General features: G+C 34.2%; 16 protein-coding genes and 1 tRNA gene. 13 read left to right on the top strand and 4 right to left on the bottom strand.

Annotated features, from left to right (window positions below):
• Nucleotides 1-59: 59 nt before the first annotated feature.
• The 6 genes from trxB (at nt 60) to KA900_RS01315 (ending at nt 5,946) form a co-directional block, all read left to right on the top strand.
• A complete protein-coding gene (trxB, locus tag KA900_RS01290) occupies nt 60-1,004 on the top strand; it encodes a thioredoxin-disulfide reductase (RefSeq protein ID WP_096810671.1) in 945 nt (314 codons plus the stop codon).
• A 374-nt stretch (nt 1,005-1,378) separates the two neighbouring features.
• Nucleotides 1,379-2,305 carry an RNase adapter RapZ gene (gene rapZ / locus KA900_RS01295; RefSeq protein ID WP_096810670.1) on the top strand — a complete coding sequence of 309 codons (927 nt, stop codon included), beginning with the start codon at nt 1,379-1,381 and terminating at the stop codon, nt 2,303-2,305.
• Nucleotides 2,292-3,272: a gluconeogenesis factor YvcK family protein gene (locus KA900_RS01300; RefSeq protein ID WP_210139186.1), complete on the top strand. Its 981-nt coding sequence runs from the start codon at nt 2,292-2,294 to the stop codon at nt 3,270-3,272. Before rapZ ends, KA900_RS01300 begins: the two co-directional genes overlap by 14 nt.
• Nucleotides 3,273-3,319: 47 nt before the next feature.
• Entirely contained in the window at nt 3,320-4,264 is a 945-nt protein-coding gene (gene whiA / locus KA900_RS01305) for a DNA-binding protein WhiA (protein WP_096810668.1), read from the top strand.
• A gap of 479 nt (nt 4,265-4,743) precedes the next feature.
• The gene (locus tag KA900_RS01310) at nt 4,744-5,589 is read left to right on the top strand and encodes a YitT family protein (protein ID WP_096810667.1); all 846 of its coding nucleotides are present in this window, start codon (nt 4,744-4,746) and stop codon (nt 5,587-5,589) included.
• A gap of 138 nt (nt 5,590-5,727) precedes the next feature.
• The gene (locus tag KA900_RS01315) at nt 5,728-5,946 is read left to right on the top strand and encodes a hypothetical protein (RefSeq protein ID WP_096810666.1); all 219 of its coding nucleotides are present in this window, start codon (nt 5,728-5,730) and stop codon (nt 5,944-5,946) included.
• 285 nt (nt 5,947-6,231) lie between these two features.
• On the opposite strand, the gene KA900_RS01320 is transcribed toward KA900_RS01315, so the two are convergent.
• A tRNA-Arg gene (locus tag KA900_RS01320) sits at nt 6,232-6,303 on the bottom strand.
• Between the two features lie 151 nt (nt 6,304-6,454).
• Here KA900_RS01320 and clpP point away from each other — a divergent pair.
• Nucleotides 6,455-7,039, top strand: coding sequence for an ATP-dependent Clp endopeptidase proteolytic subunit ClpP (gene clpP, locus KA900_RS01325; RefSeq protein WP_096810665.1), 585 nt, complete (start codon nt 6,455-6,457; stop codon nt 7,037-7,039).
• Nucleotides 7,040-7,548: 509 nt separating this feature from the next.
• Here the strand turns inward: clpP and KA900_RS01330 are convergent.
• Both KA900_RS01330 and KA900_RS01335 read right to left on the bottom strand, forming a co-directional pair.
• Complete coding sequence (locus KA900_RS01330) at nt 7,549-8,445, bottom strand: TIGR01777 family oxidoreductase (protein ID WP_210139187.1); 897 nt, start codon at nt 8,443-8,445, stop codon at nt 7,549-7,551.
• 368 nt (nt 8,446-8,813) lie between these two features.
• Complete coding sequence (locus tag KA900_RS01335) at nt 8,814-9,005, bottom strand: hypothetical protein (protein ID WP_096810663.1); 192 nt, start codon at nt 9,003-9,005, stop codon at nt 8,814-8,816.
• A gap of 276 nt (nt 9,006-9,281) precedes the next feature.
• On the opposite strand from KA900_RS01335, the gene KA900_RS01340 reads away from it, so the two are divergent.
• Complete coding sequence (locus KA900_RS01340) at nt 9,282-9,959, top strand: DUF4887 domain-containing protein (protein WP_210139188.1); 678 nt, start codon at nt 9,282-9,284, stop codon at nt 9,957-9,959.
• A 248-nt stretch (nt 9,960-10,207) separates the two neighbouring features.
• Here KA900_RS01340 and KA900_RS01345 read toward each other — a convergent pair whose 3' ends face one another.
• Nucleotides 10,208-10,435: a hypothetical protein gene (locus tag KA900_RS01345; protein WP_096810661.1), complete on the bottom strand. Its 228-nt coding sequence runs from the start codon at nt 10,433-10,435 to the stop codon at nt 10,208-10,210.
• 365 nt (nt 10,436-10,800) lie between these two features.
• Between KA900_RS01345 and KA900_RS01350 the strand changes: the two genes are divergently transcribed.
• From KA900_RS01350 to gpmI, 5 genes are all read left to right on the top strand, one after another.
• Nucleotides 10,801-11,829, top strand: a complete 1,029-nt coding sequence (locus KA900_RS01350; protein ID WP_096810660.1) for a sugar-binding transcriptional regulator — start codon at nt 10,801-10,803, stop codon at nt 11,827-11,829.
• A 39-nt stretch (nt 11,830-11,868) separates the two neighbouring features.
• Complete coding sequence (gene gap / locus KA900_RS01355; RefSeq protein WP_096810659.1) at nt 11,869-12,876, top strand: type I glyceraldehyde-3-phosphate dehydrogenase; 1,008 nt, start codon at nt 11,869-11,871, stop codon at nt 12,874-12,876.
• Nucleotides 12,877-13,007: 131 nt separating this feature from the next.
• Nucleotides 13,008-14,198, top strand: coding sequence for a phosphoglycerate kinase (locus tag KA900_RS01360; RefSeq protein WP_103372936.1), 1,191 nt, complete (start codon nt 13,008-13,010; stop codon nt 14,196-14,198).
• 70 nt (nt 14,199-14,268) lie between these two features.
• On the top strand, nt 14,269-15,030 hold the full coding sequence (tpiA, locus tag KA900_RS01365) for a triose-phosphate isomerase (RefSeq protein ID WP_115342349.1): 762 nt from the start codon (nt 14,269-14,271) through the stop codon (nt 15,028-15,030).
• 1 nt (nt 15,031) lies between these two features.
• A complete protein-coding gene (gene gpmI, locus KA900_RS01370; protein ID WP_096810656.1) occupies nt 15,032-16,549 on the top strand; it encodes a 2,3-bisphosphoglycerate-independent phosphoglycerate mutase in 1,518 nt (505 codons plus the stop codon).
• Nucleotides 16,550-16,721 lie beyond the last annotated feature (172 nt).

The raw sequence follows: 16,721 nt of genomic DNA on the forward strand, positions 1-16,721 counted from the left end.
AAAATGCAAGAAAACGTATATAATGCATATAATGAATTAATAAATAGGAGGCAATTTAAATGGCTGAAACAGTGGATTTTGATGTTGCAATTGTAGGTGCAGGGCCAGCTGGCATGACTGCTGCCGTTTATGCATCGCGTGCAAATTTAAGTACAGTAATGATCGAACGCGGTATGCCAGGTGGACAAATGGCAAATACAGAAGAAGTTGAGAACTTTCCTGGTTTTGAAATGATAACTGGGCCTGATTTATCAACTAAAATGTTCGAACATGCGAAAAAATTTGGCGCAAAATATCAATATGGCGATATCAAATCAATCGAAGATAAAGGTTCATATAAAGTTATTAACCTTGGTAACAGTGAAGTTACGGCGCGCGCAGTAATTATTTCAACTGGTGCAGAATATAAAAAAATCGGTGTACCTGGTGAACAAGAACTAGGTGGCCGTGGCGTGAGTTATTGTGCTGTATGTGATGGTGCATTCTTCAAAAACAAAAAATTATTTGTTATCGGAGGCGGAGACTCTGCAGTTGAAGAAGGTACATTCCTTACAAAATTCGCTGACAGTGTAACGATTGTTCACCGTAGAGATGAATTACGTGCTCAAAAAATATTACAAGATCGCGCTTTTAAAAATGATAAAATCGATTTTATTTGGAGTCATACACTTAAAACAATTAATGAAAAAGATGGTAAAGTAGGCTCAGTAACATTGGAATCAACTAAAGATGGCGCTGAGCAAACATTCGATGCTGACGGGGTATTCGTATATATCGGTATGAAACCATTAACAACTCCGTTTGAAAATTTAGGTATTACAAATGAAGTAGGCTATATTGTAACAAATGAAGATATGAGTACTAAAATACCTGGTGTTTATGCTGCAGGCGATGTGCGTGCGAAAGGCTTACGTCAAATCGTAACTGCAACAGGCGATGGAAGTATTGCTGCACAAAGTGCAATTTCATATATTGAAGAACTTAAAGACGCTATAGAAGCATAACTTTAAAGCACACGCTTTTAGAGTGATGAGAGATTACTTTATCTATAGGTACTGACATAGCTAGAATGCCTGACTTACATTATTCATGTAAGTTGAGGCGTTCTAGCTTTTTTACATAGAAAAATGATAATAAAATGCTATAAGCTTATTTAATTCACATTATTTTTTGTTATCAATTCGTGATTAAATCAACGATTAATAGTAAAATTTGTTTGCTAAGTGATAAAACTACTACCGAAGTCCTTTTTCATGTAAAATATAATATGATAGCATAGTGATCATAAATGACCATAATAAAAAGTTAACTTTTTGATTTAAAGCAAATAAACGACAAATTGGAATATTTAAAAATAATTTTTGGATGGTGTAAAGCAATGCAACGAGAAGAAAAGGAAGTAACTAAAAGTGAATTATTAGTGGTAACTGGTTTGTCAGGTGCGGGTAAGTCTGTAGTAATTCAAAGTTTAGAAGATATTGGTTATTTTTGTGTAGATAATTTGCCACCGATATTATTACCGAAATTTGTAGAATTGATGGGGCAAGGAAATCCTTCGTTGCAAAAGGTAGCTATTGCCATTGATTTAAGAGGAAAGGAACTTTTTAAATCCCTAATTAAAGAAATAGATCAAATAAAAAGCAATTCAGATATTATTGTTGATATGATGTTTTTAGAAGCATCCAATGAAAAATTAATTTCTCGTTATAAAGAAACAAGACGTGCACATCCATTAAATGAACAAGGACAGCGATCGTTGCTTGAAGCAATTGAGGAAGAACGTAATTTATTAACTGAGATTCAAAGCCTAGCCAATTACACAATTGATACGTCATCAATGAAACCCAAAGAGCTTCGAAAGCGTATTGGAGACTATTTTAATCAAAGTAACTACCAAACGTTTAATATCAATGTGACGAGTTTTGGCTTTAAACACGGTATCCCAATGGATGCAGACTTATTGTTTGACGTAAGGTTTTTACCCAATCCGCATTATGTGGATGAATTAAGACCATTAACAGGTGACGATGAAGCGGTGTATAATTATGTTATGAAGTGGAAAACGACAAATATTTTTTATGAAAAATTAATGGATTTATTGAAATTTATGATACCAGGTTATAAAAAAGAAGGTAAATCACAACTTGTGATTGCTATTGGTTGTACTGGTGGCCAACACCGTTCTGTAGCTTTAGCTAAACGGATTAGCACAGAACTAAATGAAAATTTTGACTATAATGTATATGTGCGTCATCGAGATGCTCATATTGAAAGTGGCGTGAAGCAAAAAAATGAAGAGAATTAAACTTGTACTTATTGGTGGCGGTACAGGTTTATCTGTTTTAGCACGTGGATTAAAAGATTTTCCAATTGATATTACGGCTATTGTCACTGTTGCTGATGATGGTGGTAGTACCGGGAAAATCAGAAGTGAAATGGATATACCTGCGCCAGGAGATATACGAAACGTAATTTCAGCATTAAGTGACTCTGAAACAACAATTGAAAGATTGTTCCAATATCGTTTTAAAGAAAATCAAGTTGAAGGACATTCATTAGGCAATTTGTTAATTGCTGCACTAACGAATATGAATGACGATTTTGGACATGCAGTAAAAGAATTAAGTAAAATTTTAAATATTAGAGGCCGTGTTATACCATCTACAAATTCGAGTGTAAGTTTAAATGCTGTGATGGAAGATGGTGAAATGGTTTACGGCGAATCCAATATACCTAAAATGAATAAGAAAATTAAGCGTGTATTCTTAGAACCAGAAGATGTAGAACCTATGGAAGAAGCTGTTGAAGCAATCGAAGAAGCAGATTTAATCGTACTAGGACCTGGTTCATTATATACAAGCGTGATTTCTAATTTATGCGTAAAAGGTATCGCCGAATCGTTATTAAAATGTAATGCACCTCAATTATATGTATCTAACGTCATGACCCAACCAGGTGAGACTAACCGTTACACTGCGGTAGATCATGTTAATGCAATACATAATCACATGGGGCGTAATTGTATTAATTATGCCATATGTAGTACACAGAATTTTACTGCTGATGTCCTAAAACGATATAAAGAAGATGGTGCTGAACCAGTTAAATGTAATATGAGTGATATGGAAGCACACAATATAAAAGTTTTTACACATCCTAATTTAGTAGAAGTATCCCAAGAAAACTATGTTAGACATAATACCGAAGTCTTGTCTAAAATGATTTATGAGATTGCAATGAGAGAGACGGATACAATAGAATTTAAGCGATAAAAAGATAACCTAAGCGTTAAACTTAGATAAGAAGGGACTGAAGCAGTATGAGCTTTGCATCGGAAATGAAAAATGAACTCACTAGAATCGAAGTAGATGAAACAAATGCAAAAGCAGAGCTCAGTGCGCTCATACGTATGAATGGTGCACTCAGTCTTTCCAACCAACAATTTGTTATTAATGTGCAAACTGAAAATGCTACAACAGCAAGACGTATATACTCGTTAATAAAAAAAGTGTTTAATGTTGAAGTGGAGCTACTTGTAAGAAAGAAAATGAAATTAAAAAAGAATAATATTTATATTTGTAGAATTAAAGCGCGTGCTAAAGAAATATTAGATGAGCTAGGTATCCTGAAAAATGGAGTTTTTACACATGAAATCGACGCTTCTATGATTCGCGAGGATGAAATGAAAAGAAGCTATCTGCGCGGGGCGTTTTTGGCTGGTGGTTCCGTTAATAACCCCGAGACTTCTTCTTATCATTTGGAAATATTTTCATTATATGAGGATCATTCAGAAGGTATTACGAATCTAATGAATGCATATGAACTCAACGCGAAACACTTAGAACGTAAAAAAGGTAGTATAGCTTATTTAAAAGAAGCTGAAAAAATTTCAGATTTCTTAAGTCTCATTGGCGGTTATCAAGCCTTACTGAAATTTGAAGATGTACGCATTGTTAGAGATATGAGAAATTCTGTTAATAGGTTGGTCAACTGTGAGACTGCTAACCTAAATAAAACAGTTAGTGCGGCAATGAAACAAGTAGAAAGTATTCAATTAATAGATCAAGAAATCGGTTTAGATAACCTACCTGATAGACTACGTGAAATAGCTAAGTTAAGAATAGAGCATCAAGAAATTTCGCTTAAAGAATTAGGTGAAATGATGTCGTCAGGCGCCATTTCAAAATCTGGTGTAAATCATCGTTTAAGAAAACTAAATGAAATTGCCGATAAAATACGTAGTGGTGAAACGATAGAATTATAACATTTTGACTATGCGTGACGACAGAATTTACCATGAGTGGAATACATCAATTTTAGAAATTGCAAAAATAGCATTGATAAATATAACACATTAATATTATAATAATTGAATTAGTTTTTGTGTGAATAAAGCTTTCATGTAGATTAATATGTAAGCTTCATATACACTTTGGTAGTAATTATCTGGAATGACGATACACGCATATTTAACTTAAAAAACGATTGGTTCTATAAAGTACCACTTTGCCATTTTATTGAGTTAGTGATACTTATGCATGCGCCCATCTCATATAAGATGCATAAGAAAATGAGCAGTTCTTAGGCAAGCGTTTTAATTTGTGTGTTTTTCTAGCTAATAGTGCCAGGGGCGGGATAATGTTATCTTTTTTGGATAAAAGATTTCTATTCCGCTCTCTTTTTAATATAATCCATACTATATTTAAATAGTAATTTATTTTCGAAGAGATTAGGGGTGAATGAATGTCAGCATTTATCAAAAAACACTACAAAAATATTATCTTATGCTTGCTGGGGACATTTATTAATGCGATAGGTGTAAACTGCTTCCTACTTGGATCAGATTTAGGTGATGGTGGTACGGTAGGTATATCACTTTCCTTACTGTATGCCTTTGGTTTATCCCCTGCGTGGACGTCATTAATAATAAATACTATTGTCGTTTTTATTGGTTGGAAATTTTTAAGTAAAATGGTTGCTATTTATACAGTGGTTTCAAATACTGCATTGTCTTTCTTTTTACATTTAACTGAAAATATTAATCTCGGTATCGATAATTTTGTTATTAACTCGGTCTTTGGTGGTGCCATCATCGGTATTGGTGCTGGTTTAGTTATCTCAACAGGTAGTACACTTGGAGGCACATCTGTAATTGCTAAAATCATTAGTAAATACACAGAAATGAAAACATCACAAGGTATTTTTATATTAGATGCCATCGTTGTTTTATCATTTTTAATGGTGTTGCCATTGAAACACGTGTTATTTACAATTATTATGCTGTTCATCACTGAGCGCGCAACGTCATTTATAATTGAAGGTTTCAACCCTAAAAAAGGCGTGACAATTATTTCTAGTAAGAATGAAGTAATCAGTGATAAAATTAATACCTTTACTGGTCGAGGATCAACGCTCTTAACCGGGAAAGGTGGCTATGCTAAGACAGATACAACCATGCTATATGTAGTTGTACCCCAGTCTCAAGTAACGAGAGTGAAAAAACTCGTACACGAAGAAGACGAAAACGCCTTTCTCGTTATCCACGATGTGCGAGATGTTTTAGGTAGTACATTTATTAACGTGAAATAAAAAGGTGAAATTTTTGTATTCATTTGTTCAGCAATGCAACATAAAGTGATTTTTCTATTTGACAAGAGCGTCTGTATTGCATCAAGGCGTAATTAGTTGGATAATTATATTTATAATGATTATATAGGATGACTATGGATGAATGATATTTTTAAATTTATAATCGAAGCTAACGATGGTAATGCCTTCTGTGAATATGTAGAGAATGTATGGGAAATAGACCCGGCACTAGCTTTAAAAAGATTTGAAACAGCAATTAAAAGACATCATTATTTTTATTTAAAAGATAGTGATAGATATATTAATGTTAATAATATCATGTCAATAAAAGTAGAAATTGTGAGGAAAGCTGATTAAATTGGCCAAACCAAAATAAAAAAGAATGATGTAATTTAAAATAATTCATACCATAAAATATGATTCTATCCACTATTTCCAAGTTTTCTAAAGCTATAAAATATATTATCTGCTAAGCAATAGGAGTGGCTGTGGAGTTAAAAGAATCGTTTATTTGTATAATAAGTTAAGAATTTTACGAAGATGCGCAGCTAAAACGTATGATAATGAAAAGCATAATATTACCGGTATCACAGTATTATAATCCATTGTGATATCGGTAATATTAAATAGCCTATACTTAAGTCCCCTCGAAGGGAATCGAACCCCTATCCTAAGAACCGGAATCTTATGTGTTATCCATTACACTACGAGGGGATAAATAACAATAATATTAGTGTACAAATCAAATGAGGAATGGTCAACAATAATATTTTAGGTTTGTTGAAAATCCAAGCGTTATTTTTTGACCATATTTGACTTTTAGGTTAAAATAAATTTATCAGTTAGAAATAAGGAGGCAATATTAATGAATTTAATACCTACAGTAATTGAAACTACAAACCGTGGGGAACGTGCTTATGACATTTACTCACGTTTATTAAAAGACCGTATTATTATGTTAGGTTCACAAATCGACGATAATGTAGCTAACTCTATCGTATCACAATTATTATTCTTACAAGCGCAAGATGCTGAAAAAGATATTTATCTTTATATCAATTCTCCAGGTGGTAGTGTAACTGCCGGATTTGCGATTTATGATACAATCCAACACATTAAACCAGATGTACAAACGATTTGTATTGGTATGGCAGCGTCAATGGGTTCATTCTTACTTTCCGCAGGCGCGAAAGGTAAACGTTTCGCGTTACCGAATGCTGAAGTAATGATTCACCAACCACTAGGCGGTGCCCAAGGTCAAGCAACTGAAATTGAAATTGCCGCTAACCATATTTTAAAAACACGTGCTAAATTAAATAAAATTTTAGCTGAACGTACTGGTCAATCAATTGAACAAATTGAAAAAGATACTGACCGTGATAATTTCTTATCAGCTGAAGAAGCTAAAGAATATGGCTTAATTGATCAAGTAATGATACCAGAATCATAATAATTTATTTTATAAATAAATGAGTGAAAAAGACGAGTCACATTGTTGCGCTAATCCTTTCCTATGTATGTTTAACAATAGTAGTGGATTAGCCATACGTGACTCGTCTTTTTTAAAACATAATCAATTTTGGAAGAGATTGGGCATGAACAATATCTCGGCTTTGAATATTATTTAGACAGTAACAGTATAGAATCAAAAGCATTTCAATTTTTATGTTTTTTACTTAATCTTCTTAACCAAGGAGGAAGTGACAAAAATTATTTCCGACACGTGTTCTTTCTATCCCACTTCCTAACATTGTTTCGGGTGACACAGTTTGTTTTTACAAAATAATATTAAAGCAATAACCAGTGTTAACAAACCTAAAATGAACAAAGTAATTGAAATTATAATTATTATTAATGATTGTTCCAATGCAAAGACACTATTCAATATGAGTAATAGACCTGCAATAAATAATAAAATTTGCGAAAAACGATCATGTTTCATAGTTACTTTTTACCTTCCTACTGGACTAAGTTTTCAAGTGCAAGTTTTAGGTTTGGATATTTAAATTTAAAGTCTATCGCTTGTAATTTATTAGGTAGTACTTTTTGAGTATCGAGAATAACCGTAGACATTTCTCCTAAGACTAATCTAAGAGCTAACGACGGCACCCAAGTATAATGTGGTCGATGTACTTCTCTTGCTAACGTGTAACCGAACATGTTCTGATGCTCTGCCATAGGTGATGTAAAATTATATACACCAGACGCTTTATCGTTGTTTATCGTATATAATATACCTCTTGTTAAATCTTCTATGTGAATCCAAGAATACCATTGTCTGCCTGTCCCAATTTTTCCACCTACATTTAAGTCATAGGGTAACTTCATTAGTGGCAAAGCACCCCCTTCACTTGATAGAACCATACCAAATCTGCCAATAATCACGCGTGTACCTAATGTTTCGAATTGACATGCAAGTCGTTCCCATTGATAAACGACTTCTGATAAGAAATCAAATGGGAGTGTTTGATATAATTCAGTGTAAGTACGTGTTAAGTCAGGTCTATAATAACCAACCGCACTCGCGTTAAAGAATATAGATGGTTTTTGTTGTCTGTTTTTAAAGAGGTCGAACAATGCTTGAGTAGCTTGTAAGCGGCTTAACATAATGTTTTGTTTGTGTGAAGCAGTCCATCGTTTATTTAAACTCGCACCAGCTAAATTGATTACAATATCAATATCTGGAATTTTATCTTCCCAATTCGGTTCCGACCAATTTACATATGTGATTTTAGGATGTGATGTTGAAAGTGATTGTCTTGTTAAAATGGTTATATGTGAGTTGCTTTGTTTAATAGCGTTAACGAGTTGAGTGCCTACTAGACCTGTACCGCCTGTTATTAGATAGTGTTTCATTTTATCACCTCATAGAATTGTAATGTTAAGCATTGCTAACATTAAAAGTAGATCAATCTTTTAGATTTGAAAGACAAAATTTATTCGAATTTTGTTCAAGAATATTTCATTTACTTCCTTATAGATGTATTTAAAATCAAATGATATGTCGTTATAATAAAGGTACCTTCGATATTAATTAATCATCTCTTAATTATTTCGAGTATACCCCATAATATACTAGCGAAGGTAAAATTTTGACTCCCTTTAGTAGAGGCCTATGCGCGTAGCGTGTAGGCCTATTTAATTTATACTTGTAAAATTAAATAATCAGATGGATAATGAATCATCTTATTGGAAGTATTCACATACAAGTGAATCACTTCATATTATAAAATAAATAGTTTAATAATGCCAAAAGCAATAAAAAGTAAGAAAACAGTTAATATGAAAAATTTGTAACGTGCCCTTATTTGCAATTTAGAATCGTCATAATCATTTTCGGTCATCATATGACGTAAGCCTTTGGGTTTCGACTGGTGGTCTTGGTTAATATTATTAAATAAGTCTTGTTTATTCATAATCTAGTCACATCCTGTTATGATTAGGGTATAGTAAAATAATTTAATAAAAGTGTTGAACCACCAGTTCAAATTAGATTACTATTAAATTAAAGCACATAATATAAAGCACATTATATATAGTTTACTATAGTTATGCCGACAAAGTAACAACCGTATTAAAATGGAGTTAATATGGTTGTTTAATAAAAGAAATGGTGTAAAATATAGTTCTGATATAAAATTAAAAGCCATTATAAAATAATGAGTTGATATAAGCTGAAGTGAGGGGAGCATATGCCTAAACATAATCAAAATAATGATTTTGATGAAAAAGACAAGAAAAAAATGAGTGGTCTTGCAAAAATTATAAGCGGCGTCATTGTCCTATTACTCATAGGCGGTTTGATTTTCGCAATTTTTGCCTTTGTAGACCATTCGAATAAAGCCAATGAACGTTTAGCAGATCAAAAGCAAGAAGAAAAAGACAAGAAAAAAGAGAAAACGAAAGAACAAAAGGATAAGCAAACAGAAGAATCAACTGAAGAAACACAACAGACACAGCAATCCCAACAAACACAACAAACACAACAAACACAACAAACACAGCAAGTTCCTCAAACCCAACAGACGCAACAATACCAAACACAAGAAAGAAGAACGACTGAAGAGGACAACTCACCTGAAAAAACAAAAGAACCAAGTACGACGGAAGAACAATCTACTGAAGAAAAAACAACAGAAGAACGATCAACAGAAGAGAAAACAAATGAACCGTCAACAGAAGAGAAAACAACAGAAGAACGAACATCTGAGCCATCAACAGAGGAACAAACCTCTCAACCGTCAATAGAAGAAAAAACAAGCGAACCTTCTACACAACAACGAAGTGCTCAAGAAAATACAGAACAACGCTCTACCGAAAATAATAATTCAAATTCAGAAGATAGTTCACAATCATCAGAGGATGATTAAAATTGAAGCATGTTACTTTGAAAGAAGTGCTTTATATTTTTATTCCAGTCCACTACTGTTAATACAATATTCAAGGCTGTAACATAATGATGTTTCAGCCTTTTTTATGCGACTTGGGTAATAAATGCAAAGCACCAACACCTCTCAAATGATTGAGTTAGCAGTATTTAAGCACACAGTTGGTTGATGTAATCAGTTCATATTTTAGAAATGAAAACGTATTGAATTTATATGTACAACTTCATGTTTTAGAATAATAAACTAACTAAATATGAAATTAATGAAAATAAAAGTATGAGTGAAACACAACCCCCAAGGCAACCAAATGGTCCTAGGTGACAGCCTACTTGTCTATTATAGTTAAATGATTGATAACGATTTTTATGGGATGGGTTTTTGTTTTGTTTAAAATAGTCGTCATCTTTATAGCGCTTATCGTCTGGATCTATCACTTCCGGATGTTTATCATTAGCCACGTGCATCCCTCCCTTCTAAAATATGAACTATTTTTATATTTATTTTAATCGTATTAAGGGACTGATTCAATGAAACCCACATCGTAAATGAAATTACTTAATCTGATAGCTTTTATATTATATTTAAAATAATAATGAGAAAATGATTAATGAAAACCTTAAAGGGTAATTTATAGTATATAAAGAGAAATAAGACAACTTAGATTAGCTTCTATTAATGGATAAGTATTTCTCTTGCTTTTTTAAATATATAGTAGTATTATTGCAAATATAAGAGGTTATATTTTTTTGTCCCACCAGGGACGTAAAAAGTCAATCTATGGTTAGAACCTGACCCTTGAATATAGAAACGGAGGAGGATAGTAGTGAAAGACTTGATAAAGATTCAACAAAAATTAGTGCCAGAACTTGTTGAAAAAATGTATCGTCGTTTTTCGATTCTCACTACTATTGCTCAATATCAACCCGTAGGTAGACGTAGTTTAAGCGAATATATGAACTTAACTGAGAGGGTACTTCGTTCTGAGACTGATGTATTGAAGAAACAGGAACTAATTAAAGTCAAACCTACAGGTATGGAAATAACGGATGCTGGCGAAGCGACCATCCGTCAATTAAACAGTTATTTTAATGTTTACTCAGACGATCATCAACTTGCACAAGTTATCAAGGAAAAATACGGCATCAAAGATGTCTATGTTATTCCAGGTGATTCAGATACTGACAAAGCAGTTAAAATTGAACTGTCGAAACAGGCTGGACAACTCGTTGAAGACGTATTGTATGACCACGCAACTGTTGCAGTAACAGGCGGTTCTACAATGGCGTACGTAAGTGAAGCCATGCATCATCAACCTTATGATGTATTTTTTGTACCTGCACGAGGTGGCCTTGGTGAAAATGTTGTATACCAAGCGAATACTATTGCAGCAAGTATGGCGCAGCAGACTGATGGCGATTATACAACGCTATACGTTCCAGATAATGTAAGTGAAACCACTTATAACACACTTATGTTAGAACCATCAGTCATACACACCTTAGAGAAAATTAGAGAAGCTAATATTACAATCCACGGCATTGGTGATGCGCTGAAGATGGCGCGAAGACGTCAATCACCTAGTGAAGTTATTGAAAAACTTCAACATCACAATGCCTCGGGAGAAGCATTTGGATATTATTTCGACGAACAAGGGCAAATCGTTCACAAAGTTAAAACGATTGGACTTCAATTAGAAGATCTTGTTTCGAAAAAGTTTATCTTTGCCGTAGCTGGGGGTAAATCAAAAGGAGAAGCTATTAAAGCTTACCTCTCGATTGCGCCTAAAAATACTGTGTTAATTACAGATGAGGGTGCGGCAAGCGTTATCGTTAACAATAGTAATAAAAAGTGATTCCACTTTTTAAATATCATTTTAAAGGAGGCCATTATAATGGCAGTTAAAGTAGCAATTAATGGTTTTGGTAGAATTGGTCGTCTAGCATTCAGAAGAATTCAAGACGTAGAAGGAATCGATGTTGTAGCAGTAAACGACTTAACAGATGATGAAATGTTAGCTCATTTATTAAAATATGACACTACACAAGGTCGCTTCACAGGAGAAGTTGAAGTTGAAGAAGACGGTTTCCGCGTTAACGGATTAGAAGTTAAATCATTCTCAGAACCAGATCCAAGTAAACTACCTTGGGGAGACTTAGATATCGATGTAGTATTAGAATGTACTGGTTTATTCACAGAAAAAGAAAAAGCAGAAGCGCACATCAACGCAGGTGCTAAAAAAGTATTAATCTCTGCACCAGCTAAAGGTGACTTGAAAACAATCGTATACAACACTAACCACGATACTTTAGATGGTTCTGAAGAAGTTGTTTCAGGTGCTTCATGTACTACTAACTCATTAGCTCCAGTTGCTAAAGTGTTAAATGATGAATTCGGTTTAATCGAAGGCTTCATGACTACAATCCACGCATACACTGGTGACCAAAGTACACAAGATGCGCCTCATAGAAAAGGTGACAAACGTCGTGCACGTGCAGCTGCTGAAAACATCATCCCTAACTCAACAGGTGCTGCTAAAGCTATCGGCCTAGTAATCCCTGAAATTGATGGTAAATTAGACGGTGGAGCGCAACGTGTTCCAGTTGCAACTGGTTCATTAACTGAATTAACAGTTGTATTAGAACAAAATGTAAACATCGAAGACGTAAATAAGGCAATGAAAAATGCATCAAACGAATCATTCGGCTACACTGAAGACGAAATCGTTTCTTCTGATGTAATCGGCATGACTTATGGCTCATTATTCGATGCGACACAAACTCGTGTTATGACAGTTGGCGACCGCCAATTAGTTAAAGTAGCAGCTTGGTACGATAACGAAATGTCATACACTTCACAATTAGTTCGTACACTAGACTATTTAGCTAGCCACGCTAAATAAGGTGACGTTAACTTAAATTTAGCAAGCATTAGCATTGTTAAATTGAATTAATAAGCTTAGGAGTAAGCGGGGAGCTCAACGCTTCTCCGCTTATTTTTACTTTATTCATTCATTTAAAGGAGGAAGATTTTATGGCAAAAAAAATTGTATCTGACTTAGAGTTAAAAGGTAAAACTGTACTTGTCCGTGCGGATTTTAACGTACCGATGAAAGATGGAGAAATTACTGACGACAATCGCATTGTCCAAGCTTTACCAACAATTAAATATATTGTTGAACAAGGTGGGAAAGTCGTATTATTCTCTCATTTAGGTAAAGTTAAAGAAGAAAGTGATAAAGCAGAATTGACTTTAAAACCAGTAGCTAATGCATTATCTGAAAAACTAAATAAAGACGTTGTATTTGTTCCTGAAACACGCGGCGAGCAACTAGAACAATCTATTAAAGGTTTAAATGAAGGTGACGTACTTTTAGTAGAAAATACACGTTTTGAAGATTTAGATGGTAAAAAAGAATCTAAAAATGACCCTGAATTAGGTAAATATTGGGCATCACTTGGCGATGTGTTCGTAAATGATGCATTTGGAACTGCACATCGTGAACATGCTTCTAACGTAGGCATTGCAGCTCACTTAGAAACTGTTGCAGGTTACTTAATGGAGAAAGAAATTAGATATATAGGTGGCGTCGTAGAAAACCCTGATAAACCTGTAGTTGCAATTCTTGGTGGCGCTAAAGTTTCAGATAAAATTGGCGTCATTACTAACTTATTGAAAATTGCAGACAAAGTACTTATCGGTGGCGGTATGTCATACACATTCTTTAAAGCACAAGGTAAAGAAATTGGTTTATCATTATTAGAAGAAGATAAAGTTGACTTTGCTAAAGAATTACTAGAAAAATCTGGTGATCAAATTGTTTTACCTGTTGATTGTAAAGTGGCGAAAGAATTTTCAAATGACGCGGTAATTACAGAAGTTTCTGTAGATGATATCCCTGCAGATCAAGAAGCAATGGATGTAGGTCCAAAAACAGTGGAACTATTCAAAGAACAATTACAAGGTGCGCATACAGTGGTGTGGAATGGACCTATGGGTGTATTTGAATTTAGTAACTTTGCTAAAGGTACAATTGGTGTTTGTGAAGCAATCGCTGAAATGAAAGATGCGAACACAATCATCGGTGGTGGCGACTCAGCTGCAGCAGCTATTTCGCTAGGATACGCTGATGATTTCAGTCACATTTCAACAGGCGGTGGCGCATCATTAGAATATCTTGAAGGTAAAGAATTACCAGGTGTCGTTGCGATTGCTAATAAATAATCGTTTGATTAAAAAAGCTAGACATGGTTAAACAGAAATTAATCATAATTTACTAATAGGAGTGTATATAATGAGAAAACCAATTATTGCGGGTAACTGGAAAATGAATAAAACAGTTCAAGAAGCTAAAGATTTTATTAACGAATTACCAGCATTACCAGATACAAAAGAGGTAGAATCAGTAATTTGTGCTCCAACAATTCAATTAGACGCTTTAGTTACATTGGTTAATGAAGGAAAAGCACAAGGTTTACAAATTGGTGCGCAAAACGCATTCTATGAAGAAAATGGTGCTTTCACTGGTGAAACATCACCAGTAGCATTAGCTGACTTAGGTGTAAAATATGTGGTCATTGGACACTCAGAACGTCGTGAAATTTTCCACGAAACTGACGAAGATATTAATAAAAAAGCACATGCTGTATTCAATCATGGTATGACACCAATTATTTGTGTTGGTGAAACTGATGAAGAACGCGAAAGTGGAAAAGCTAACGAAATTGTCAGCAATCAAGTGAAAAAAGCAGTTGAAGGCTTATCAGATGAACAATTAAAACAAGTTGTAATTGCTTATGAACCGATTTGGGCAATCGGTACTGGTAAATCTTCTACTGCAACAGACGCAAACGAAATGTGTGCATTTGTAAGAGAAACAATTGCTGACTTATCAGGCCAAGCAGTTGCCGATGCAACACGTATTCAATATGGCGGTAGCGTAAAACCTAACAACATTAAAGAATACATGGCAGAATCAGACATTGATGGCGCATTAGTAGGCGGCGCGTCACTTAAAGTGGATGATTTTGTACAATTGTTAGAAGGTGCAAAATAATATGGCTAAACAACCAACTGCATTAATTATTTTAGATGGTTTTGCAAACAGAGCAAGCGAACACGGTAATGCTGTAAAACTAGCTAATAAACCTAACTTTGACCGTTATTATAGTAAGTATCCAACAACACAAATTGAAGCAAGTGGTTTGGATGTTGGACTCCCTGAAGGTCAAATGGGTAATTCAGAAGTTGGACATATGAATATCGGCGCTGGACGAATTGTTTATCAAAGTTTAACACGCATCAATAAATCTATTGAAGATGGCGACTTCTTTGAAAACGATGTATTAAACAATGCCATTCAACACACAAAAAGTAATGATTCAGCGCTCCATATCTTTGGTTTATTATCAGATGGTGGCGTACACAGTCATTATAAACATTTATTCGCTTTACTTGAATTAGCTAAAAAGCAAGGTGTCGAAAAAGTTTATGTTCACGCATTCTTAGATGGACGCGATGTAGATCAAAAATCAGCATTAAAATATATCGAAGAAACAGAAACTAAATTTAATGAACTAGGCATCGGTCAATTCGCTTCTGTATCTGGACGCTATTATGCAATGGACCGTGATAAACGTTGGGATAGAGAAGAAAAAGCTTATAATGCAATTCGTAACTTTGGCGGAGAAACATTTGATTCAGCTAAAGCTGGCGTGGAAGCAAACTATGCTAAAGACTTAACTGATGAATTTGTTGAACCATTCATTGTTAAAGACCAAAATAACGGTGTAAACGATGGAGACGCAGTTATCTTTTATAATTTCCGTCCTGACAGAGCTGGACAATTGTCTGAAATCTTTACAGATAAAGCATTTGAAGGCTTTAAAGTCGAGCAAGTAAATGACTTATTCTATGCAACGTTTACAAAATACAACGATAATGTTGACGCAGAAATTGTATTTGAAAAAGTCGATTTAACTAATACAATTGGTGAAGTTGCACAAGATAATGGTCTCAAACAATTACGTATTGCTGAGACAGAAAAATTCCCACATGTAACTTATTTCATGAGCGGGGGTCGCAATGATGAATTTGAAGGTGAACGTCGTCGTTTAATTGATTCACCTAAAGTTGCAACTTATGACCTTAAACCAGAAATGAGTGCTTATGAAGTCAAAGACGCACTTATTGAAGAGTTAGATAAAGGTGATTTAGATTTAATCCTATTAAACTTTGCTAATCCTGATATGGTTGGTCATAGCGGTATGCTTGAACCAACAATTAAAGCGATTGAAGCAGTTGATGAATGTCTAGGTGAAGTTGTAGACAAAATCATTGATATGGGCGGTCATGCGATTGTTACAGCTGACCATGGCAACTCAGATATGGTGTTGACTGACGATGAACAACCAATGACAACACATACAACGAACCCAGTACCAGTTATTGTTACTAAAGAAGGCGCGGATTTACGCGAAACAGGACGTCTTGGTGATTTAGCACCAACATTATTAGATTTGTTAAACGTAAAACAGCCCGAAGACATGACTGGTGAATCATTAATTAAACATTAATACAATGCGAAAATTTAAATGATTGCTTAGTAAAAAGTATAACAACGTGTCATATGTTATAAAATGTTTGTAAAACGTATGGCACGCAAAATTAAAGGAAAATAATTAAATTATTTGTATTTATAGCATTTATGGCTATAATGAAGATGAAATTTAATATTTCTAAACTACT

Origin of the sequence: Staphylococcus sp. GDY8P120P (assembly GCF_017892065.1) — a bacterium.
GTDB classification, from domain to species: Bacteria; Bacillota; Bacilli; order Staphylococcales; family Staphylococcaceae; genus Staphylococcus; species Staphylococcus nepalensis.